The sequence below is a fragment of the Kocuria oxytropis genome, assembly GCF_040981195.1.
GTDB lineage: Bacteria > Actinomycetota > Actinomycetes > Actinomycetales > Micrococcaceae > Kocuria > Kocuria oxytropis.
In genome coordinates this window covers 64,244-85,246 of record NZ_JAVFXA010000008.1, presented here as the reverse complement: position 1 = coordinate 85,246, position 21,003 = coordinate 64,244, and the positions used below count along the sequence as shown (strand labels likewise).

General features: G+C 73.7%; 17 protein-coding genes. 3 read left to right on the top strand and 14 right to left on the bottom strand.

Going from position 1 to position 21,003, the window contains the following annotated elements; genetic code table 11:
• Positions 1-24 precede the first annotated feature (24 nt).
• Entirely contained in the window at positions 25-1,323 is a 1,299-nt protein-coding gene (locus QYM41_RS10005) for an APC family permease (protein ID WP_368799585.1), read from the top strand.
• 320 nt (positions 1,324-1,643) lie between these two features.
• Here the strand turns inward: QYM41_RS10005 and hisS are convergent, their stop codons facing one another.
• Positions 1,644-3,002 carry a histidine--tRNA ligase gene (gene hisS, locus QYM41_RS10000; RefSeq protein ID WP_368799584.1) on the bottom strand — a complete coding sequence of 453 codons (1,359 nt, stop codon included), beginning with the start codon at positions 3,000-3,002 and terminating at the stop codon, positions 1,644-1,646.
• A 274-nt stretch (positions 3,003-3,276) separates the two neighbouring features.
• On the opposite strand from hisS, the gene QYM41_RS09995 reads away from it, so the two are divergent.
• Both QYM41_RS09995 and QYM41_RS09990 read left to right on the top strand, forming a co-directional pair.
• Positions 3,277-4,827 carry a DUF349 domain-containing protein gene (locus tag QYM41_RS09995; RefSeq protein ID WP_438612581.1) on the top strand — a complete coding sequence of 517 codons (1,551 nt, stop codon included), beginning with the start codon at positions 3,277-3,279 and terminating at the stop codon, positions 4,825-4,827.
• A gap of 90 nt (positions 4,828-4,917) precedes the next feature.
• Entirely contained in the window at positions 4,918-5,514 is a 597-nt protein-coding gene (locus tag QYM41_RS09990) for a type IV toxin-antitoxin system AbiEi family antitoxin (RefSeq protein ID WP_368799583.1), read from the top strand.
• Between the two features lie 165 nt (positions 5,515-5,679).
• On the opposite strand, the gene QYM41_RS09985 is transcribed toward QYM41_RS09990, so the two are convergent.
• The 13 genes from QYM41_RS09985 to QYM41_RS09925 form a co-directional block, all read right to left on the bottom strand.
• Positions 5,680-8,076, bottom strand: a complete 2,397-nt coding sequence (locus QYM41_RS09985) for a RelA/SpoT family protein (RefSeq protein ID WP_438612580.1) — start codon at positions 8,074-8,076, stop codon at positions 5,680-5,682.
• Between the two features lie 141 nt (positions 8,077-8,217).
• Positions 8,218-9,252 carry a protein translocase subunit SecF gene (gene secF, locus QYM41_RS09980; RefSeq protein WP_368799582.1) on the bottom strand — a complete coding sequence of 345 codons (1,035 nt, stop codon included), beginning with the start codon at positions 9,250-9,252 and terminating at the stop codon, positions 8,218-8,220.
• Positions 9,252-11,087: a protein translocase subunit SecD gene (secD, locus tag QYM41_RS09975; RefSeq protein ID WP_368799581.1), complete on the bottom strand. Its 1,836-nt coding sequence runs from the start codon at positions 11,085-11,087 to the stop codon at positions 9,252-9,254. The genes secF and secD overlap by 1 nt, the downstream gene beginning before the upstream one ends.
• Positions 11,088-11,175: 88 nt before the next feature.
• Positions 11,176-11,628 carry a preprotein translocase subunit YajC gene (gene yajC, locus QYM41_RS09970; protein ID WP_368799580.1) on the bottom strand — a complete coding sequence of 151 codons (453 nt, stop codon included), beginning with the start codon at positions 11,626-11,628 and terminating at the stop codon, positions 11,176-11,178.
• Positions 11,629-11,734: 106 nt separating this feature from the next.
• Positions 11,735-12,847, bottom strand: coding sequence for a Holliday junction branch migration DNA helicase RuvB (gene ruvB, locus QYM41_RS09965; RefSeq protein WP_368799579.1), 1,113 nt, complete (start codon positions 12,845-12,847; stop codon positions 11,735-11,737).
• Positions 12,848-12,849: 2 nt separating this feature from the next.
• Positions 12,850-13,491 carry a Holliday junction branch migration protein RuvA gene (gene ruvA, locus QYM41_RS09960; protein WP_368799578.1) on the bottom strand — a complete coding sequence of 214 codons (642 nt, stop codon included), beginning with the start codon at positions 13,489-13,491 and terminating at the stop codon, positions 12,850-12,852.
• 264 nt (positions 13,492-13,755) lie between these two features.
• Positions 13,756-14,310: a crossover junction endodeoxyribonuclease RuvC gene (locus QYM41_RS09955; protein WP_438612579.1), complete on the bottom strand. Its 555-nt coding sequence runs from the start codon at positions 14,308-14,310 to the stop codon at positions 13,756-13,758.
• 68 nt (positions 14,311-14,378) lie between these two features.
• Positions 14,379-15,140, bottom strand: coding sequence for a YebC/PmpR family DNA-binding transcriptional regulator (locus tag QYM41_RS09950; protein WP_368799577.1), 762 nt, complete (start codon positions 15,138-15,140; stop codon positions 14,379-14,381).
• 144 nt (positions 15,141-15,284) lie between these two features.
• Positions 15,285-16,007, bottom strand: coding sequence for a type 1 glutamine amidotransferase (locus tag QYM41_RS09945; RefSeq protein ID WP_368799576.1), 723 nt, complete (start codon positions 16,005-16,007; stop codon positions 15,285-15,287).
• 13 nt (positions 16,008-16,020) lie between these two features.
• Positions 16,021-17,328, bottom strand: a complete 1,308-nt coding sequence (locus QYM41_RS09940; protein WP_368799575.1) for a Mur ligase family protein — start codon at positions 17,326-17,328, stop codon at positions 16,021-16,023.
• A 139-nt stretch (positions 17,329-17,467) separates the two neighbouring features.
• Entirely contained in the window at positions 17,468-18,358 is an 891-nt protein-coding gene (locus QYM41_RS09935; RefSeq protein WP_368799574.1) for an SDR family oxidoreductase, read from the bottom strand.
• 59 nt (positions 18,359-18,417) lie between these two features.
• Positions 18,418-19,215, bottom strand: a complete 798-nt coding sequence (locus tag QYM41_RS09930; protein ID WP_368799573.1) for a hypothetical protein — start codon at positions 19,213-19,215, stop codon at positions 18,418-18,420.
• Between the two features lie 245 nt (positions 19,216-19,460).
• The gene (locus tag QYM41_RS09925; RefSeq protein WP_368799572.1) at positions 19,461-20,987 is read right to left on the bottom strand and encodes an amino acid permease; all 1,527 of its coding nucleotides are present in this window, start codon (positions 20,985-20,987) and stop codon (positions 19,461-19,463) included.
• Positions 20,988-21,003: the final 16 nt, after the last annotated feature.

The window sequence follows — 21,003 nt, the reverse complement described above, 5'->3', positions numbered from 1 at the left end:
CACCGGCACGACGACAGGACGACCATGAGCAGCTCCCCCGGCCACCCGGCTCTCGCCCGCCGGCTGGGCACCCTCGACGCGGCCGTGATCGGCGTGGGCTCGATGGTCGGCGCCGGGGTGTTCGTGGCCTTCGCCCCGGCCGCGGCCCTCGCCGGTCCCCGGCTGCCCCTGGCCCTGCTGCTGGCCGCGGTGGTCGCCTGGTGCAACGCGACCTCCACGGCGCAGCTGGCGGCCGTGCACCCCGCCTCCGGGGGCACCTACGTGTACGCGAACCGGCAGCTGGGTCCGTGGCCGGGGTTCGTGGCCGGCTGGGGCTTCGTGACCGGCAAGACCGCGTCCGCGGCAGCCATGGCGCTGACCTTCGGCCTCTACGCCGCGGAGCTCACGGGGGCGGGCGACGCCGGGGCGCGGCTGCTCGCCGTGGCCGCCGTCCTCGGTCTCACGGCGGTGAACCTGGGCGGGATCACCCGGACCGCGCGGCTGACGAGGCTGCTGGTCGTCCCGGTGCTCGTGGTCCTGCTGCTCCTCGTGGTCCTGCTGCTCTCGGGCGCGGGTCCCGCCACGAAGATCCCGGAGGAGGCCGGCGCGGCGTGGAGCGGCACCGCGTGGGGGGTGCTGCCGGCGGCCGGGACGCTGTTCTTCGCCTTCGCCGGCTACGCGCGCGTGGCCACGATGGGCGAGGAGGTCCGGGACCCGGCCCGCACCATCCCCCGCGCCGTGCTGGGGGCGCTGGCCTTCACGCTGCTGCTCTACGGGCTGGTCGGCCTCGGGCTGCTGCGCTTCCTCGGGGTCGACCGGCTGGCGGCGTCGACCGCCCCGCTGCTGGCCGCGGTCCGGGAGGCCGGCTGGGCGGCCGGTCCGGCGACCGCGGGCACCGTCGTCGTCACCGCGGCCGCCGCCCTGGCCACCCTGGGGGCGCTGCTGACGCTGGTCGCCGGGATCTCCCGCACGGCCCTGGCGATGGCGCGCGGGCGGGACCTGCCGCGGCCGCTGGGCGCGGTCTCGGAGCGGCACCGCGTGCCGTGGGCGGCGGAGCTGGCCGTGGCCGGGCTCGTGGTGGTGCTCGTGCTGGTCGGCGACGTGCGCACGGTCATCGGCTTCTCGAGCTTCGGGGTCCTGGTGTACTACGCGCTGGCCAACCTGTCGGCCCTCACCCTGGAGCAGCGGCCGGGGTGGGCGCCGCGGGCGGTCAACGCGCTCGGGCTGACCGGCTGCCTGGTCCTGGCGTTCACGCTCCCGTGGCCGTCGGTGCTCACGATGCTCGCAGTCTTCGCCGTGGGCCTGGCAGGCCGGGCCCTGGCCCTGGCGCTGCGACGCCGCTGACCCCGCCCCGACCCCTCGCCCGGCACGGTGCTCCCCTGCCGGCCCGGACCCCCACCCCCACCCCCTCGTCACCCCCCGCGCCGACCCCCCAGCATGTCGTCGCCCCTGCGGCCGAGTCCCCACTCTCGTGGCACATCCCCACGGATCGGCCTGGGGACACGAGGCGGGAATGGGGACTCGGCGCCACGGGCCACCCGGGGATGGGGACTCGGCGCCACGGGCCACCCGCGAATGGGGACTCGGCGCAACGGGCGGCCGGGAAGTGGGGACTCGGCGGTGCCTGGGGAAGCCGGGGCTGCGCCTGAGGGTGTCCGGACGGGTCAGGCTCCCGTGGGCCGCACGACCGGGCGCAGGTCCTCGGCCGGCGGCGTCCAGGACGCCGGGTCGGCGGGGAGCTGCTCCCCGGAGCGGATGTCCTTGACCTCGTGGGCCAGCGAGCCGTCCTCGCCGCGGACCGTGAACCACACGTAGGGGATGCCGCGGCGCTCGGCGTACTTGATCTGCTTGCCGAACTTCGCCGCGCTCGCGGAGACCTCGCACGCGACGCCGCGCTCGCGCAGCTGCTGGGCCACGTCCTGGGCGGAGGACCAGGACTCCTCGTCCACGAGGGAGACCAGCACGGCGGTCGGGACCTTCCGGGAGGGCGCTGCCATGCCCTGGGACAGCATGCGGGAGACGAGGCGGGTGACGCCCACGGACAGGCCCACCCCGGGATAGGTCTTCTTGCCGGTGGACGCGAGGGACTCGTAGCGGCCGCCGGAGCACACGGAGCCCAGCTGCTCGTGGCCCACGAGCACCGTCTCGTACACGGTGCCGGTGTAGTAGTCGAGGCCGCGGGCGATCGACAGGTCCGCGACCACCGTGCCGGGGGCGCGGCGGGAGGCCTCCCCCACCACTTCCTCGAGCTCCCGCAGGCCCTCCTCGAGCAGCTGGGTGTTCACCCCGAGCGCGCGGACCCGGTCCACGAAGGAGGTGTCCTCGGTGCGGATCGCCGCGAGCTGCAGCGCGGCCTGCGCCTGTTCGGGGGTCGCCCCGACCTCCTCGCACAGGGCCTCGGCCACCCGCTCCGGACCGATCTTCTCGAGCTTGTCGATGTTGCGCAGCACCCCGGCGGTGTCGCGGAGCCCGATGCCCTGGTAGAACCCCTCGGCGAGCTTGCGGTTGTTGACGCGCAGCACGAAGGGCGGGATGGGCAGCTTCGAGAGGGCGTCGATCATCACGAGGGCGAGCTCCACGTCGTAGCGGAACGGCAGCGCGCCGTCGCCCACCACATCGATGTCCGCCTGGGTGAACTCGCGGGCGCGCCCCTCCTGGGGGCGCTCGCCGCGCCACACCTTCTGGATCTGGTACCGGCGGAACGGGAAGGCCAGGTGGCCGCCGTTCTCCACCACGTAGCGGGCGAAGGGCACGGTCAGGTCGAAGTGCAGGGCCAGCTGGTCGTCGCCGCGCTCGGCGGGGCCGGTCTCCTCGTCCTCCTGCAGGCGGGAGACGACGTAGACCTCCTTGTCGATCTCGCCCTTGCGCAGCAGCTGCCCGACCGTCTCGACGGCGCGGGTCTCGATCGAGGAGAAGCCGTGCAGCTCGAAGCTCTCCCGCAGCACGTCGAGGACGTGCAGCTCGACCAGACGCTCCTCCGGAAGCCATTCGGGGAAACCGGACAGGGAGGTCTTGCGGGCCATGGGGACGTGCTCCTCGGGTGCATCGGCGGCGGGACGGTCGGACGGCCGGCCCGGACGGGGCGGACGGTTCCGCCCCTCATCCTAGGGATCCTCGTGCGCACGGCCCAAAGCCCCGCGGTGCGCCGGCCCGCCCGGCCACCGGACGGACCACGGGCGCCCGGCGGGCGGAGCAGGTGTCCTCGGTAGTATGGGGCTGACGATTGTCCGAGGCCGGGCGACGACGCCGGGCACGCGCCCCGGGGTCGCCGCCGGCGAGAGCGAAAGAGTTTCAGCGGTGACAGAACGTCTCGAATCCGACGACCAGCAGTCCGGCGACCAGCAGCTCGACGGCCTGCAGCCCGACCAACAGCAGCCCGGCGACCGGCAGCCCGACCAGCAGCAGCCCGGCGACCGGCCCACGCCCCGTCCGGCCCCCGCGCCGGGTCCGGTGCCGAAGCCGGGGGCTCCCAAGCCCGGCGCTCCCGGTCCGGCGGCCGTCCCGACCCCGCCCCCGGCCGCGCAGCAGCCCCCGGCCCAGCCGTCCGCGGCGACGACGAGCCCGGCTTCGGCGCCGGCCCTCGCGTCGGCCGAGTCCGTGGCCCGCGCCCGGGCCTTCGGCCGGGTCACCGAGGACGGACACGTCTACGTGGTCGTGGACGGCGAGGAGGTCCTCTGCGGCCAGTTCCCGGACGCCACGGAGGACGAGGCGCTGGGCTACTTCGCCCGGAAGTTCGACGACGTCGAGGCGCAGGTGGCCCTGCTCGAGCAGCGGGTCGCCGCGGGCGCGCCCTCGGCGGACATGCAGAGCACCGTGGACCACCTCGCGGAGCAGGTCGGCCAGCGCACGATGCTCGGGGACGTCAAGGCCCTCGAGTCCCGCCTGGAGGCCCTGCGTCCGGCGATCCGGGAGCTGGAGGCCGCCGAGCGGGCCGCCCACGAGGCTCAGCGCGCCCAGAACGTGGCGGCGCGGGAGGCCATCGTCGCGGAGGCGGAGCAGATCGCGGCCCAGGACCCGCAGCGCACCCAGTGGAAGCAGTCCTCCGCGCGGATGGCCGAGCTCTTCGACCAGTGGAAGACGCACCAGAAGTCCGGGATCCGGCTCGGCCGGGCCGCGGAGGACGCCCTGTGGAAGCGGTTCCGCACCGCGCGCACCACCTTCGACCGGCACCGCCGCGCGTTCTTCTCGCAGCTGGACGCCGACAACGCCGAGGCCAAGAAGGCCAAGGAGGCGCTCATCGCCGAGGCGGAGGCCTTGTCCGGGTCCACCGACTGGGGCGCCACGGCGGCGGAGTACCGCCGGCTCATGGACCGGTGGAAGGAGACCAAGCGCGCGTCCAAGAAGGACGACGACGCCCTCTGGGCGCGGTTCCGCGCCGCCCAGGACACCTTCTTCGCGGCGCGCAAGGCCGACAACGACCGGATCGACGAGGAGTTCGAGGGCAACCTCGCCGTGAAGGAGCAGCTCCTGGCCGAGGCGAAGGCCCTGCTGCCGATCACGGACCTCAAGGCGGCCAAGCGCGCGCTGGGCGACATCCTGGACCGGTGGGAGCAGGCGGGGAAGGTCCCGCGGGCCCACATGCGCCGGGTGGAGGCCGAGCTGCGGACCGTGGAGGACGCCGTGCGCCAGGCCGAGGACGAGAAGTGGCAGCGCTCCAACCCGGAGACGAAGGCCCGGTCGAACTCGATGCTGACCCAGCTCGAGTCGAAGATCGAGGACCAGGAGGCCGCCCTGTCCCGGGCCCGGGACACCGGGGACACCAAGCGCGCGGCCAAGCTGGAGGGCGAGCTCAGCACGAGCCGCCAGTGGCTCGAGACGCTGCGCCGCTCCGCCGCGGACCTGCGCTGACCGCAGTCCCCGACGGGCCCCGCGGCCGCGCTGTCCACAGCGCGGCCGCGGGGCCTTTCCCGTGCGGGGCCCGCGGCGGAGAGTGGGCCCATGGACGCCCCTCCCCGGTACCCCGACACCCTGTTCCTGCCCGGACGGCCCTTCTCGCGTCCCGAGCTCTCGGCCCTCGTCGCGGACGGGGTGCTGGTGCCGGTGGTGCTGGAGGCCCACGTGCTGCGCGGGCGTCCGGTGACCCGGGCGGTGAAGGTCGCGGCCCTGGAGGCGCAGCTCCCCCCGCACCTGCTGGGGCGGGGAGTGCTCGGGCGGATGTCCGCCGCGTGGTTCTACGACTGCGCCGCGCGTCCCGGCATCCTCCCGGTGCTGCTGGACAAGCTGCGCCGCACCACGATGTCTCCGGTCCCCGAGGGGCTGGTGCTGCACCAGGTCACGCTCGGCGGCTACGACGTCCACGACGCCGGAGCGGTGCGCGTCACCACCCCGCTGCGCACCGCGGTGGACCTGGCCCTGCACGTGCCCGGCGGTGAGGGGCTCGCGGCCCTGGGCACGCTCATGCACGCCCCGCACCTGCACTGCCCTCCCGCCCTGGTGCAGGCCGCGCTCGAGAGCTTCGAGCGGATGCCCGGGCGGCAGGCGGCCCTGCTGCGGGTCCGCCGCGCGGCCCGTGCCGCGGGCTGTCCGCTCCGCTGACCCCGGCGGTGCGCCCGGGACAGGACTGGACACCCAGGCGGTGCGTCCGCGGCGGAGCCGGGGAGCTTCCCGGTGCGGCGGCCGCGAGGCCGGGAACCCTCGAGCGCCCCGGGCGGGGCCGGAGACCCTCCCGGTGCGCCGAGGAGGGAGCCGCGGGCCCCTGGGTCAGCGGGAGGACGGCTCCGAGATGGGCCGGTTGCCGGAGGTGCGGTAGACGTCGTAGACCCCGTCGATGCGGCGGACCTGGTTGAGCACGTGGTCCAGGTAGCGCGGATCGCCCATCTCGAAGGCGAAGCGGGAGATGGCCAGCCGGGCCTTCGAGGTGTGCACCGAGGCGGAGAGGATGTTGACGTGGTTCTCCGACAGCACGCGCGTGACGTCCGAGAGCAGGGACTTGCGGTCGAGGGCCTCCACCTGGATCTCGACCAGGAACACGCTGGACTGGGTGGGAGCCCACGCGACCTCGACCACCCGCTCGGTGGACGTGAGGGCGAGCATGTTCGCGCAGTCCTTGCGGTGCACGGAGATCCCGGCACCGCGGGTCACGAAGCCCATGATCTCGTCCGGCGGCACCGGGGTGCAGCAGCGGGCGAGCTTGACGTAGACGTCCGAGGCGCCCTGGACCGTCACGCCCGAGTCCGAGACTCGCGGGCGCACCGGCTGGGTGGCGATGGTCGTCTCGGCGAAGTCCTCCTCCGCGCCGTCCGCGCCGCCGAGGTCCCCCACGATCTTCGCGACCACGTCCTGGGCGCTGACCACGTCCGAGCCGATGGCCTCGTACAGCGAGCTGATGTCGGTGCGGTGGAAGTCCTGGGCCACCGCGAGCAGGGACTCCTGGGTGAGCGTGCGCTGCAACGGCAGGTGGTGCTTGCGCAGGGCGCGGGTGAGCGCGTCCTTGCCCTTCTCGATGGCCTCCTCGCGGCGCTCCTTCGAGAACCACTGCCGGATCTTGTTGCGGGCGCGCGGGGACTGCACGAACTTCAGCCAGTCCTGCGAGGGCCCGGCGTGCTCGGACTTGGAGGTCAGCACCTCCACCCAGTCCCCGTGCTGGAGCTCCGAGGACAGGGGCACGAGCTTGCCGTTCACCCGGGCGCCGATCGTCTTGTGCCCCACCTCAGTGTGCACGGCGTAGGCGAAGTCCACGGGCGTGGAGCCGGTGGGCAGCGCCATGACCTCGCCCTTCGGCGTGAACACGTAGACCTCGGCCGTGTTGATCTGATAGCGCAGCGAGTCGAGGAACTCGGAGGAGTCCTGGGTCTCCTCCTGCCAGGACACCAGGGAGCTCAGCCACGCGAGGTCCCCCTCCATGGCCTTCGGGGTCGCGGAGTTGGCCTGGTTGGCCTGGTCCTTGTACTTCCAGTGCGCCGCCACCCCGTACTCGGCGCGGCGGTGCATCTCGTGGGTGCGGATCTGGATCTCCACGGGGCGCCCGTCCGGGCCGATCACCGTGGTGTGCAGGGACTGGTACATGTTGAACTTCGGCATGGCGATGTAGTCCTTGAACCGCCCCGGCAGCGGCCGCCACCGCGCGTGCAGGGCGCCGAGGGCCGCGTAGCACTCGCGCACCGTGTTCACCAGGACCCGCACCGCCTGCAGGTCCTGGATCTCGTCGAAGTCCTTCCCGCGCACGATCATCTTCTGGTAGATCGAGTAGTAGTGCTTGGGCCGGCCGGTGATGGTCGCCTCGATGCCCGCCTCGGAGAGGTCGAGCGCGATCCGCTCCCGGATCTTCGCCAGGGACCGTTCGCGCTGGGGCTGGCGCTCCCCCACCATCCGCACGATCTCGTCGTAGACCTTGGGGTAGAGCGCCGCGAAGGCGAGGTCCTCGAGCTCCCACTTGATGGTGTTCATGCCGAGCCGGTGGGCCAGCGGCGCGAAGATCTCGAGGGTCTCGCGGGCCTTCTTCGAGGAGGAGCTCTGCGACACGAACCGCCAGGTGCGGGCGTTGTGCAGGCGGTCGGCGAGCTTGATGACGAGCACCCGGATGTCCTTGGCCATCGCCACGACCATCTTGCGCACCGTCTCGGCCTGGGCGGCGTCCCCGTACTGGACCTTGTCGAGCTTCGTGACCCCGTCCACGAGGGCGGCGACCTCCTCGCCGAACTCCGCGCGCAGCTGCTCGAGGGTGTAGTCGGTGTCCTCCACGGTGTCGTGGAGCAGGGCGGCCACCAGCGTGGCGCCGGTCATGCCGAGCTCGGCGAGGATGGTGGTCACGGCCACGGGGTGGGTGATGTAGGGGTCGCCGCTCTTGCGCTTCTGGCCCTCGTGGCACTTCTCGGCGACCTTGAAGGCGCGCTCCAGGACCTCAAGGTCCTCCTCCGGGTGGGTGGCCCGGACGGTGTGCAGCAGCGGCTCCAGGATCGGCGAGTGGTCCATGGGGCGCCCGGAGAGGTACGACAGGCTGGAGCGGGTGCGGTCGCTGCGCCCCGGGAACACGGCGCGGCCCAGGAGCGGCCGGGACGCGGGCACCACGTAGTGCGTGCCGGCCATGTCCGACCGGCGCGGCGGGGTCGGCGCGCCGCCCGGTTCCGCGGGGACGGCTCCGTCGTCGGACGAGCTCATGACCGAGACTTCCTTCCCATCGGTGCGCGCGGGGCGGCGGCCGTTCGGCCGCCGCCCCGGTCGCCGGACCCGGATCGGACCCGACGTGTGCTGCTGTGCGGCGGCCCGCTCCTGCACGGCCCGCCCTACGGTGGCTACAGTCTAGTGCGCCACGGCCTCCTCGGCGGCACGCTCGACGGGCTCCTGCGCGCTGGACTCCTGCGCGCGGGCCTCCTGCTCCCGGATCGCGGGCTCACCACGGCGCAGCAGCGCGTAGAGGGGCGCGGCCACGAACAGGGTGGCCGCCGTGCCCACGATGATGCCGACGAACAGGGACAGCGAGAGGTCCTTCAGCGTGCCCGCCCCCAGCACGAGCCAGCCGATGAACAGGATCGAGCCGACGGGCAGGATGCCGACCACGGAGGTGTTGATGGAGCGCACCAGCGTCTGGTTGACCGCCAGGTTGACCTGGTCGGAGAACCTCCTGCCGGCCCGTTCCGGCGGGGCCGTGCCGTCGAGCAGTCCCTCGGTGTTCTCCCGCACCTTGTCGAAGACCACCACGGAGTCGTAGAGCGAGTAGCTGAGCACCGTGAGGAAGCCGATGACCGCGGAGGGGGTGACCTCGAAGCCCACGAGCGAGTAGATCCCGGCGGTGATCGCCACCGAGGCGAGCATGCCGGCGATCGCCGAGACCGACATCTTCCAGGTGCGGAAGTACAGGGCCATCAGGGCGGTGGCCAGCACCACGAAGACCACCAGGCCCTGCAGTGCCTGGCTGGTGACGCCGGCGCCCCACGTGGGACCCACGAAGTTGGACGTCACGTCCTCCTCGCCGACCCCGTAGGCCTCGACCAGGGCGTCCTTCACGGCGAGCGTCTCGTCGTCGTCGAGCTGCTCGGTGCGGACCCGCACGGTCTCGGGGGCGATGTTGGTGACCTCCACGCCGGCGGCGTCCGAGGAGCCGTCGACGGCCTGCCGGCCGGTCTCGACGTCCGGGTCGGCCACGGAGGACACGGTGAACTCGGACCCGCCGGTGAAGTCGATGCCGAGGTTGAAGCCTCCCTTGACGACGGGCACGAGCAGGGAGAGCAGCACGAGGACGCCCACGACGGCGAGCCACTGCTTGGCCCGGCCCACGAAGGGGTAGGAGGTCCGCCCGCTGTGCAGGGCGTTGCCGAAATCTGCGAACCGGGACATCAGGCGTTCTCCTCGGGGGTGCGGGCGGCGGACGACGACGCGCCGACCGGGGTGTCGTCCGGTGCCGGCGGCGGGTCCTGCGCCACGGGGCGCTGCGCGCGCCGGCGCCGCTCGGCGATCGTGAGGCCGTCGTGCTCCGGCCGCGGCTCGCGCAGCCGGCCGGCCCCCCGGTACAGGGGCACCGCGTCCAGGGCCTCGGGGCTGAGCCCCGAGTGCTTCCCGCCGCCGCCGAAGTAGCGGGTGCGGGCGAGCAGGACCATCACGGGGTGCGTGAAGAGGAAGACGACGAGCAGGTCGGCGATCGCGGTCAGGCCGAGGGTGAAGGCGAACCCGCGCACGTTGCCCACCGCCACGAAGTACAGCACCGCGGCGGCGAGCAGGTTCACGGCCTTGGACGCGAGCACGGTCTGGCGGGCGCGCTGCCACCCGTGGTCCACGGCCGCGGGGATGGAGCGGCCGCTGCGGATCTCGTCGCGGATGCGCTCGAAGTAGACGATGAACGAGTCGGCGGTCTGGCCGATGGCCACGATCAGGCCGGCCACGCCGGCCAGGGACAGCCGGTAGTTCGCGGACCAGCCCAGCAGGGTGATCGCCAGCCACGTGAGCACGCCCGCGACCACGAGCGAGCTGATGGTCACGAGCCCCAGCAGCCGGTACTGGAAGAGCGAGTAGACGCACACCAGCACCAGGCCGATGATCCCGGCGATGATGCCCATGCGCAGCTGGTCCGCGCCGAGGGTCGCGGAGATCTGCTGCTCCGACTGGATGTCGAAGCTCATCGGCAGCGCGCCGTACTTGAGCTGCTCGGACAGGAACCGGGCCTGCTCCTCCGTGAACTGACCGGTGATCTGGGCCTGGCCGTCGGAGATCACGGCGTTCATCGTCGGTGCGGAGACCACCTGGCCGTCGAGCAGGATCGCGAACTGGCTCCGGGGGTCGCCCTCCGTGGCGGCACCGATCCCGTAGAGCCGCTCGGAGAGCTGCCGGAAGGTGTCCGTGGCCTCGGGGTCGAACTGCAGGTTCACGGCGAACTGGTTCAGGGACACGCCGGTCGAGTTCTGCGCCGTCCCGTAGGAGGCGTCCTCGATGCCGGTGCCCTGGATCTCCACCGGCCCCAGCAGGTACTTGGTGCCGGTCTCGGGCTCGCAGGCGACGACGGGCGCGTCCGGGTCCTGGGCCTCCCGCTCCTCCGGGGACTGGGGCACGGTGCAGTCGGTGGCCTCGAACTCCCGGTACAGCTCCGGGGTGATCCAGTTGGGGTCGGAGGCGTCGGTGGGCTCGGCGGTGGGCTCGGGCACCTCGTCCTCGGCCACGCGCTGGTCCTCGGGCACCGGCTCCGCCGCGGCGGTGGTGAGCACGGGCCGGAAGTTCATCTCCGCCGAGGTCTGGATGAGCTCCCGGGTCTCGGCGGAGGGCACCCCCGGCATAGAGACCACGATGTTGTTGCCGGACTGGGTGGCGATCTCGGCCTCGGCCACGCCCGAGCCGTCGACGCGCTGGCGGATGATCTCCACGGCCTGGTCCAGCTGCTCGGGGGTGACCTCCTGCCCGGCGTCCTCGCCCTGCAGGGACGGGGAGAGGATCATCTGCGTGCCGCCCTCGAGGTCGAGGGCCAGCTTGGGCCCCCAGCCGGTGCGGTCGGTGCCCGCGCCCCAGGCCAGCAGCCCGGCCAGCAGGGCGAGCAGGACCAGCAGCCCGATCAGGGAGCGCCGGGCGGTCGAGAGGGCGGCCCGCACCCCCGAGCGTGCCGGCGCGGTCGGACCGCCCCGTCCGGACGGGCCGTCCGGTGCGGCGGGTCCGGGGCCGCCGGACGTCTTGCGTGTGGTCAGTGCCATGGTCTTCCTTCGGAACGACGGCCCGGGGGGACCGGGCCTGGGCACGGGAACGGGCCGACCAGTGGTCGGCCCGTTCCCGCGTGGGGGGTCAGTCGTTGCGCTGCCCGGGATCGCGCCGGGCGTCGTCGTCGAGGGGTTCGGCCGGGGTCGACCCCGTGCCGGGGGCGTCGGGCTCGATCACCGAGGGCTCCGCCTCGGTCCCGGGGACCGGCGCCGCTTCGTCCTCGACGACCGTGGTGACGGTCTGCAGGTGCACGGTCACGGCCGTGCCGGGGGCGATCTCGAGGACGACCTTGTTCGTCTCCCGGTCGATCGAGCGCACCGTGCCGTAGAGGCCGTAGTTCGTCATGACCTCGGTGCCGGGACCCATGGCGGCCTGCTTCTCCTTGACCTGGGCCATGGCCTTCTTCTGCCGCCGCATGGGCAGCCAGAGCAGGAGCACCATGGCCACGAGCATCAGGGGCAGGAGCCAGGCGGTGCTGCCTCCCGTGGACTGGGGGGCCTGGGCGGCGAGGGACTGGGCGACGTGGAGCGGGCTCACGGACTTCCGTTCGATCGGTGGCGGGTGTCCTCACCATGGTAGGTGATCCGGCCCGTCAGCGTCCTGGACGGCACCCGGGAGGCGGCCCCCGGATCCGCGGCCGTGCTCAGTCCTCGAACAGGGACGGGGCGTCCTCCTCCGCGGCGGTGGCGCCGAAGGCGGCCCTCATCCCGGGGTCCCGGAAGGCGGCGTGCTCGGGAGGGCGCAGGCCGAGGTGGTCCCACGCCGCGGCCATCGCGATCCGGCCGCGGGGCGTGCGGCCGAGCAGGCCCTCGCGGACGAGGTAGGGCTCGGCCACGGTCTCGACCGTCTCGGTCTCCTCGCCCACGGCGATCGCCAGCGTGGACAGGCCCACCGGACCGCCGCCGAACTTCGTCACGAGCGCCTCGAGCACCGAGCGGTCGAGGCGGTCGAGGCCGCGGGCGTCCACCTCGTACATGTCGAGGGCCGCGGACGAGGTGCGCGCGTCGATCCGGTCGATCCCGTGCACGAGCGCCCAGTCCCGCACCCGGCGCAGCAGCCGGTTGGCGATGCGCGGGGTGCCCCGGGACCGGGAGGCGACCTCGGAGAACCCCTCGGCGGTCATCGCGAGGTCCATGAGCCCGGCGGAGCGGCGCAGCACGAGCTCGAGCTCCTCCACGGAGTAGAACTCGAGGTGGCCGGTGAAGCCGAAGCGGTCGCGCAGCGGCCCGGGCAACAGGCCCGCCCGGGTGGTGGCGCCGACCAGGGTGAAGGGCGGCAGGTCCAGCGGGATGGACGTGGCGCCGGCGCCCTTGCCGACCACGATGTCCACCCGGAAGTCCTCCATGGCCATGTAGAGCATCTCCTCGGCGGGCCGGGACATGCGGTGGATCTCGTCGAGGAACAGCACCTCGCCCTCGGTCAGGGAGGAGAGGATCGCGGCGAGGTCCCCCGCGTGCTGGATCGCCGGGCCGGAGGAGATCCGCAGCGGGGCGCCCATCTCCTCGGCGATGATCATGGCCAGGGTCGTCTTGCCCAGCCCGGGCGGGCCCGAGAGCAGCACGTGGTCGGCGGAGCGGCCCCGCAGCCGGGAGGCCTCGAGCACCAGGGAGAGCTGCTGGCGCACCCGCTTCTGCCCGACGAACTCGTCGAGGTTGGCCGGGCGCAGGGCCGACTCGAGCTGCAGCTCGCCCGGCTCGTCTTCCGCCGAGACCAGCCGGTCCCGGGCGTTCACGGCGGCGCCGTCGTCGCGGGCCATGCTCAGCCTCCTCGCTCGGCGCCGGCCCGGGAGCCGGCCTTGGCCGCGCCGAGCCACCCGAGCACGGTGCGCAGGATCGTCGGCACGTCGCCGGTGGCGGCGAGCTCCTCCCGGTCCGCGAGGGCATCGGCGATGCCCCGGGCGGCGTCCTTCTCGTTCCAGCCCAGACCCACCAGGGCCTCGAGCACCTGCGCGCGCCACGGCTCCATCGGGGCCGCGGCCGGCTGGGCCGGGCGGTCGGGGACGATGAGCTTGTCGGCCAGCTCCAGCACGATCCGGCGGGCGCCCTTGGGACCGATGCCGGGGACGGTCGTGAACGCCTTGGCGTCCCCCTGGGCGATGGCGCGGTGGACGTCGTCCGGTCCCAGCACGGCCAGCACCGCCAGGGCGGTGCGGGGGCCCACGCCGCTGACGCCGAGCATGATCTCGAAGACCTCCCGCTCGGCGGGGCTGCGGAAGCCGAACAGCAGCGGGGCCTCGTCCTTGCGCGCCACGTACGCCGTGTCGAGACGGACCTCCCTGCCGATCCGCAGGCCGGCGAGGGTCTCGGGGGTCGCCTGGACCTGGACCCCGAAACCCGCGACCGCCACGACGGCCGTGGTGAGGCCGACGTGCTCGACCTGTCCCGTGATGGACGCGATCACCGCGCGACTCCTTCCCGTGCCCCGGCGGGGGCCGAGCACGGTTGCTCGAACAAATCTACGAATGACGACTCGCGGGCCACTCTAGCAGTGGGCACCGACCCGGTGGCACCGGTCCCGCGGCGCCGCTCCGCTGGCACCGCTCCGGGCGCACCGGTCCCGTGGCACCGCTGCGGGGGCACTGTTCCAGCGGCCGTCCCACGGCGCGGGCCGCAGGGCACCGCTCGGGAAGCACCGGCCGAGCGGCACCGGCCCCGCGGTCCCGGCTCAGCGGCGCCGGCCCCGGGCGGCGCGGCGCTCCGCCTCGGCCCAGGCCCGCTGGGCGGGGGTCATCCCGGAGCGGGCGGCGGCCAGGGGACGGGCCCCCTGGTGCGTCTCGGTCCGGGCCGTGGCGTCCATCCCCGTGCCGCCCCCGCGCCAGCCGTGGCAGATGGCGATGGCGAGGGCGTCGGCGGCGTCGGCGGGGCGGGGCGCCTGCTCGAGCCGGAGGATGCGCACCACCATGCGGGCCACGGACGCCTTGTCCGCCCGGCCCTCCCCCGTCACGGCGGCCTTGACCTCGGACGGGGTGTGCCAGGCCACCGGCACGCCGTGGCGGGCCGCGGAGGCGATCACGGCGCCGGAGGCGTGGGCCGTGCCGATGACCGTGTTCACGTTGGTCTGGGCGAACACCCGCTCCAGGGCGAGGGCGTCGGGCCGGTAGCGCTCGATCCACCGCTCGGTGGCCTCCCAGATCCGCAGCACGCGCACGTCGAGCGGGTCGGCGGCGTCCGTGCCGGACACGCCGACGTCCACGAAGGACGCGGTGCGGTCGCCGGCCATGTCGATCAGGCCGAACCCGCACCGCGTCAGACCGGGGTCGACCCCGAGGATCCGCTGCGTGGCCGTGGTCAGTCCTCGGCGTCGAGCTGGGCCAGGACCTCGGCGGGGATGTCCGCGTTGGAGTAGACGTTCTGCACGTCGTCGAGCTCCTCGACGGCGTCGGCCAGGCGCAGGAACTTCCGGGCGCCCTCGGCGTCGAGCTCCACGAGCATGCTGGGGCGGAACTGCGGGTCGTCGTTGTTGTACTCCAGCCCGGCCTCGTCGAGGGCCGTCCGGATGGCCGGCAGGTCGGTGGCCTCGGAGACCACCTCGAAGACGTCCTCCTGCTCCACGACCTCGTCGGCCCCCGCGTCCAGGACGGCCAGGAGGACGTCGTCCTCCGTCAGCCCGTCGGTGCGGGTGACCTCCACCACGCCCTTGCGCTCGAAGAGGAACGCCACGGAGCCGGAGTCCGCCATGGTCCCGCCGTTGCGGGTCACGGCCACGCGCACCTCGGAGGCGGCGCGGTTCTTGTTGTCGGTCAGGCACTCGATGTACAGCGCCGTGCCCTGCGGGCCGCGGGCCTCGTAGAGGATCTCGGTGTAGTCGACGACCTCACCGGTCAGGCCCGCGCCGCGCTTGATCGCGCGGTCGATGTTGGCCACCGGCACCGAGTTCTTCTTGGCCTTGGACACGGCCAGGTCCAGCGCCGGGTTGCCCGCGGTGTCGGGCCCGCCCATGCGCGCGGCCACCTCGATGCCCTTGATGTACTTGGCGAAGGCCTTCGCACGCTTGGCGTCGATGGCCGCCTTCTTGTGCTTGGTCGTGGCCCACTTGGAGTGTCCTGACATGCGTCCCTCCTCGGGAAGTCGTTCGCGGTCGGCCGGGACGCGTCGTGCGTCGTCCCGGCACGGCCCGCCCCGGCGGTGGCCGGGACGGGCCGGAGAAGTCCTGGTCCATTCTACCGGGTGCGTCCGCTCCCGGCCGGGGCCGGGTCAGCGCGGCCGGGCCTTTGCGACCTCCCGGGCGCGCTCGGCCAGGGTGTCGTCCAGCGGAGCGCCGTCGAAGACCCCGAGCCGGCGCTCCACGGCGGCCCGGATGAGGTGGTCGGCCACGGCGGGGTTCTTGGGCAGCATCGACCCGTGCAGGTAGGAGCCCACCACGTGGTGCACGCGGGCGCCCTCGGTGCCGTCCTCCCCGTTGTTGCCCGCGCCCTTGACCACCGTCCCCAACGGCGTCTGGGCGGGGCCGAGCCGGGTGACCCCGGAGTGGTTCTCGTAGCCGACGACGGTCCCGAACTCCGGGGACTCCAGCACGATGTTGCCGATCAGACGCGTCGGCCCTCCCACGGTGGTCACGTCGAGGATGCCGATGCCGGGCAGGGTCTCGCCGGCGCCGGTGCGGAACTCGTGGCCGAAGAGCTGGTAGAGCCCGCAGATCGCGAGCATGGGCACGCCGTCGGCGGCCATGGCCCGCAGCTCGGGGGCGATCCGCTGCAGGTCCTCCTGGACCCGGAACTGCCCGGAGTCCTGTCCGCCGCCGCCCACGAGGAGGTCGGCGTCGGCCGGGAAGGGGTCCCCGGGGTTGTGGTCGCTCAGCCGCACGGCGTAGCCGTACTTCTCGAGCCGGCGCTTGAGGGTGAGGGTGTTGCCCCAGTCCCCGTAGATGTTCATGTCCCGGGGATAGAGCTGGACGAGGTGGACGGTGCGCTCGGTCATGGGGGTGCTCCGCTCAGATCTCGGCGACCTCGGCCACGCGGGAGAGCTCCCGGCGCAGCTCGAGCATGGACGTGTAGGTGCAGAAGACGCGCATCGGCCGGTCCCCGGCCCCGGCGACGAACCGCCGCAGGGCGTCGCCGAGACCCGGGACCACCTCGTGCACCGCGACCTCGTCGTAGTCCAGGCGCAGCGCCATGTCCCACGCCCGGGTCCCGGCCACCACGTCCACGCCGCCGGGGCGCAGGGAGTGGAAGTCCACGTCCCACAGCCAGGAGACGTCGCGGCCGTCGGCGTACTCGTCGTTGATGGCGATCATCGTGGCGTAGTCGCCGGGCCGGGCCGAGGCCAGCGAGAGGCGGAACCCGGCGGGGTTCTTCACGAGCAGCAGCTGCAGGGGCCGCCCGTCCACGGTGATGGTCTCCCCCCGGCCGAAGGCGGGGGTGACGCGGGAGAGCTCGTCCACGAGGGCGGCCCGGTCCGCGTCGGGACCGGCCACGGCGAGCGCCAGCGCGAGCGCGGCCGCGGCGTTGTACATGTTGTAGACGCCGTAGAGCTCCACGGTGGTCTCGACGGCCTCCCCGTCCACGGTGAGCCGGACCCGGTTGGCCTCGAAGGACGTCAGCTCCACGTCGGCGGCCGGGCGGGGGGCGAGCTCCGCCTCGTGGTCGGCTTCGGCGTCGGGTCCGCCGGCGGAGCGCATGTCGTCGTCGGAGGGGAACATGGGCCGCAGCGGGGCCGAGAGCCCGAACCAGCGGGTCTGCGTGCCCTCGGGGACGTGCTCCGCCAGCGACACGATCCGGGGGTCCTCCCGGTTGAGGACCACGGTGCCCGTGGTGGCCGCCGCGATCCGGGCGAGCATCCGCCGGGTGGTGTCGATCTCGCCGAAGCGGTCGAGCTGGTCGCGCATGACGTTGAGCAGCAGCGCGTGGCGGGGCTTGACCTGCTGGACGAAGTGCACGGCGTGCGCCTCGTCGAGCTCGAGCACGGCGATGTCCGCGTCGAGGCGGCCGGTCAGGCTCATCTCCCCGAGCAGGGCGGCGGCCACGCCGCGCACGAAGTTGGAGCCGGTGCGGTTGGTGAAGACCGTGTAGCCCTGCGAGCTCAGCAGCTGGACGGCCATCTTCGTGGTGGTCGTCTTGCCGTTGGTGCCGCTGATCAGCACCACCCCGTGGGGCAGCTTGGCGAGCTCCTCGGCCACGAACCCGGGGTGCAGCCGCTCCATCACGAGGCCGGGGAAGGCGGAGCCTCCGCCGCGCAGGGTGGTCAGGTACCGGATGCCTTGGCCGAGCAGGCGCACGTGGGGTCTGGACATGCGCTCCATCCTATGGTCTGCGCCCCGGCGGCGGCGGGCACCGGGGCAGCGGCTCAAGTCCCGTGCGGGGCGCGGACGACGACGGCGGAGGCCGCGCGGTCGCCGCCGTGCGCCGCGGACGGGCGGCGGGGAGATCTCGGGCCCGTGCTCAGGCCAGGCCCAGGCCTCCGTCGGTGGTGAGCACCTGGCCCGCGACCCACACGCCCTGGTCGGTGGCCAGCCAGCCGATCAGCCGCGCCGGATCCGCGGGCCGGCCCCAGCGGCCGAAGGGGGTGGCCTCACGCCACGACTCGAGCTCCTCGAGGGACCGGTCGGTGGTTCCGGGGTCGAGGTAGCCGGTGTTGACCGGACCCGGGTTGATGGTGTTGAGCACGATGCCGAGCTCGAGCAGCTCCGCGGCCACGGTGGGCGTCACCCCGGCCAGGGCCGCCTTGCTGGTGGCGTAGGCGACCTCGCCGCGCATCGGCCCCGCGCCCTGGCCGGAGGTTATCCAGAACACCCGGCCCGCCGTCCGCTCGTCGACCGGCCCGGCGCGTCCGATGTGCTCGCCGGGCCGGACAGGCGCGGTGCGCTCCGTGGTCGCGGCGTGCCGGCGGGCGAAGTGCCGGGTGAGCAGCAGGGTGGAGCGGGTGTTGGTGTCCCAGAACGCGTCGAGGGTCTCGGCGGTCATGTCCAGGACGGAACCGTCACCGCCGCTGCGGGCGTGGTTGCAGACCAGGATGTCGAGCCGGCCGGTGAGGGCACAGGCTTTGTCCACGAGGTCCTCGACGGCGTCCGCGTCCCGCAGGTCCGCGGAGACGTCGCCGGTGACCGCCCCGTCCCGCAGGGCGGCCCGGACCCCGGCGCGGACCGCGTCCAGGTCGTCGCCGCCCCACGGCTGGTCCTCGTCGTGGGGCCCGTAGTGGTGGAGGAACACGCTCGCACCCAGGGCGGCGAGCTCGACGGCCACCGCGTACCCGATGCCGCGGCGGCGGGAGACCCCGGTGACCAGGGCGGTGCGGCCCTGCAGGGGGTGCCCGGAGGATGCGGAGGGGGACACGGTCGTGCTCCCGGCGTGCTCGTCCGCCGCAGGCCTGCCGGGACGGTGGCGGCGGACCGTCACCGGACCGGCTCGAGGGGTGGGTCCAGGAGCGGGCCGAGGGGTGGGTCCACGGGCGGGTCGAGCGGTTCGTCGACGGCGTGCAGCTCGTTGCTGAGGCCGGTGCCCTCGGTGCCGTCCAGCGGGGTGACGTCCACGACGATGCCCGTCCGCACGTCGAGGTGCACGCGGTAGACCGTGGCGAGGTCGGCGCCGGTGAGGCCCGGGTCCTCCGGGCCGTACTCCTGGAGCCGGGACGCGGGGCTGTCCAGCAGCGGGCAGCAGCCGCACCGCGGGGTGTAGCCGTTCTCCGGGTGCTCCACGGGGCCGGGCAGCGGCCGGCAGACGGCCGACCACGTGGGGCGGCCCCGCAGGGTCGTGGCCACGACCTCGCTGACGGCCACGCCGTGAGCGAGCTCGGCGGGGTCCAGCATGGCCGTCCACCGGTAGTCCTGCCACATCGGGTCCCCGTGGGCGCAGTGCCAGTCCTCCGGGCGACGGGCGACGAGACCGTCCGGGCGCAGCACCACCTCCGGCCCCGGTGGCGCAGCGCTTCTTCCGTCGTCGGTGCCGCACACGAGGTCCACCGCCTCGCTGTACGGGGGGCCCTCGGCGACCTCGAGCCCGTCGGCGGAGCGGACGACGACCCGGCCGCGGCGCCGGTCGAGCCAGGCCTCGACCGGTTCGCCGTCCGGGGTGCCCCTGAGCTCCCGCCGCCGGTGGGTGAAGTGCACGGTGCTGAACCGCCACGGGGAGCTGCGGGCCAGGGCGCGGAAGTCGTCGGCCGTGGGCGTGCCGGGCAGGGAGTCGCCGCTCATGCGACCGAGTAGAGCACATCGCGGGGCCGGCGTCACGGTGCCGCGCAGGCCCGGTCCCGGAGCGGGACGTCCTCGTGCTGCCGGTGGGGGGACGGTCCGCCGGGTCCGTGCTCGGCCCGTCGCGGGCGGGGCCGCGGCGGACGTTGCTGCCGAGCGGGCGGTCGGGACCTCGGTGCGTCCGGGGCGCGGCTGCCGCGAGGCCGGTGCCCGCGAGGAGGCGGGCACCGGCCTGACGGGGCGGGAGGCTACCGGGCGGGCACCCCGGTGTCCCCGGACGCCGCCGGAGCGGTGCGGGCCGCGTGGGCGGCGGCGATCTCGTGCACCCGGTCCCGGCAGCGGTACCAGCCGAGGACCAGCAGCGGCACGAGCAGCAGCAGGGAGGCCACGGTCCAGGTCCCGATCGGGGAGTCGAAGGCCATCAGGACGACGACGCTCACCAGGAAGGCCAGGGTCAGCCAGCCGGTGAGGGGCGCGCCGGGCAGCCGGAAGCCGGGGCGCTCCGCCCGGCCCTGCCGGGACCACGAGACGAGCCGGAGATGGCAGAGCATGATCATGCCCCAGGCGCTGATGATGCCGACCGAGGCGAGGTTCAGCACGATCTCGAAGGCCTGCGCGGGGACGAGGGCGTTGAGCACCACGCCGAGCACGGCGACCGCCGCCGTCAGCACGATGCCCCCGTACGGGACGCCGGCCCGGTTCATCCGCCCCGCGAAGCGGGGGGCGGACCCGGCCAGGGACATGGAGCGCAGGATCCGGCCCGTGGAGTAGAGCCCTGCGTTGAGCGAGGACAGGGCCGCGGTGAGCACCACGAGGTTCATGACGGTGTCCATGCCGGCCACGCCGATGGAGCCGAAGAACGTCACGAACGGGCTCTCCCCCGCCCGGTAGGCGGTGTAGGGCAGGAGCAGGGACAGCAGCGTCAGTGACCCGACGTAGAAGACCGCGATGCGCACGATCACCGTGTTCACGGCGCGCGGCATGACCTTCTCGGGGTGCTCCGTCTCACCGGCCGCGGTGCCGATCAGCTCGATGGAGGCGTAGGCGAAGACCACGCCCTGGATCACGACGACCGCCGGCAGCAGGCCGTGGGGCAGGAGCCCGCCGTTCTGGCCGATGAGGGACAGGCCCACCTCCTGGCCGTCGGCGGGGGTGCCGAAGAGCACCAGCCAGATCCCGACCACCAGGAAGGCGGAGAGCGCGGCCACCTTGATGAGGGCGAACCAGAACTCGAGCTCGCCGAAGACCCGGACCGAGACGAGGTTGAGCCCGAGGACCAGCAGCAGGGCGGCCAGGGCGTACTGCCACTGGGGGACGTCCCCGATCGGAGCCCAGTACCGGGCGAAGAACTTCATGTACAGCGCCACGGCCGTGATGTCCACGATCGCGGTCATGGCCCAGTTGAGCCAGTACAGCCAGCCGGTGAAGAAGGCAGCCTTCTCGCCGTAGAACTCCCGGGCGTAGGAGACGAAGGAGCCCGAGGACGGGCGGCGCACCACGAGCTCGCCCAGCGCACGCAGGATCAGGAACGCGAAGAAGCCGCAGACTGCGTAGACGAGCACGAGGGCGGGCCCCGCGCTGGCCAGCCGCCCGCCGGCGCCCATGAACAGGCCGGTGCCGATGGCGCCGCCGATCGCGATCATCTGGATCTGCCGGGGCTTGAGCCCCTTGTGGTAGCCGTGGTCCTCCGCGTGGAGCGCGTCGAGGGCGGCGGTCGGCGGCTGGGCCGGGGTGGCGTGGCGCGGGTGCGGGCGGTGGACGGACACAGGGGACATGGCTGGGTCTCCTCGG

Excerpts from the sequence above, each read along its gene's own strand:
- QYM41_RS09985 (WP_438612580.1), bottom strand. The coding sequence starts at position 8,076 with ATGAGCTCGTCCGACGACGGAGCCGTCCCCGCGGAACCGGGCGGCGCG.
- ruvB (WP_368799579.1), bottom strand. The coding sequence starts at position 12,847 with ATGGCCCGCGACGACGGCGCCGCCGTGAACGCCCGGGACCGGCTGGTC.
- QYM41_RS09940 (WP_368799575.1), bottom strand. The coding sequence starts at position 17,328 with ATGGAGCGCATGTCCAGACCCCACGTGCGCCTGCTCGGCCAAGGCATC.
- hisS (WP_368799584.1), bottom strand. The coding sequence starts at position 3,002 with ATGGCCCGCAAGACCTCCCTGTCCGGTTTCCCCGAATGGCTTCCGGAG.
- QYM41_RS09945 (WP_368799576.1), bottom strand. The coding sequence starts at position 16,007 with ATGACCGAGCGCACCGTCCACCTCGTCCAGCTCTATCCCCGGGACATG.
- QYM41_RS10005 (WP_368799585.1), top strand. The coding sequence starts at position 25 with ATGAGCAGCTCCCCCGGCCACCCGGCTCTCGCCCGCCGGCTGGGCACC.
- QYM41_RS09950 (WP_368799577.1), bottom strand. The coding sequence starts at position 15,140 with ATGTCAGGACACTCCAAGTGGGCCACGACCAAGCACAAGAAGGCGGCC.
- secD (WP_368799581.1), bottom strand. The coding sequence starts at position 11,087 with ATGGCACTGACCACACGCAAGACGTCCGGCGGCCCCGGACCCGCCGCA.
- QYM41_RS09990 (WP_368799583.1), top strand. The coding sequence starts at position 4,918 with ATGGACGCCCCTCCCCGGTACCCCGACACCCTGTTCCTGCCCGGACGG.
- QYM41_RS09930 (WP_368799573.1), bottom strand. The coding sequence starts at position 19,215 with ATGAGCGGCGACTCCCTGCCCGGCACGCCCACGGCCGACGACTTCCGC.
- QYM41_RS09925 (WP_368799572.1), bottom strand. The coding sequence starts at position 20,987 with ATGTCCCCTGTGTCCGTCCACCGCCCGCACCCGCGCCACGCCACCCCG.
- secF (WP_368799582.1), bottom strand. The coding sequence starts at position 9,252 with ATGTCCCGGTTCGCAGATTTCGGCAACGCCCTGCACAGCGGGCGGACC.
- QYM41_RS09955 (WP_438612579.1), bottom strand. The coding sequence starts at position 14,310 with ATGGCCGGCGACCGCACCGCGTCCTTCGTGGACGTCGGCGTGTCCGGC.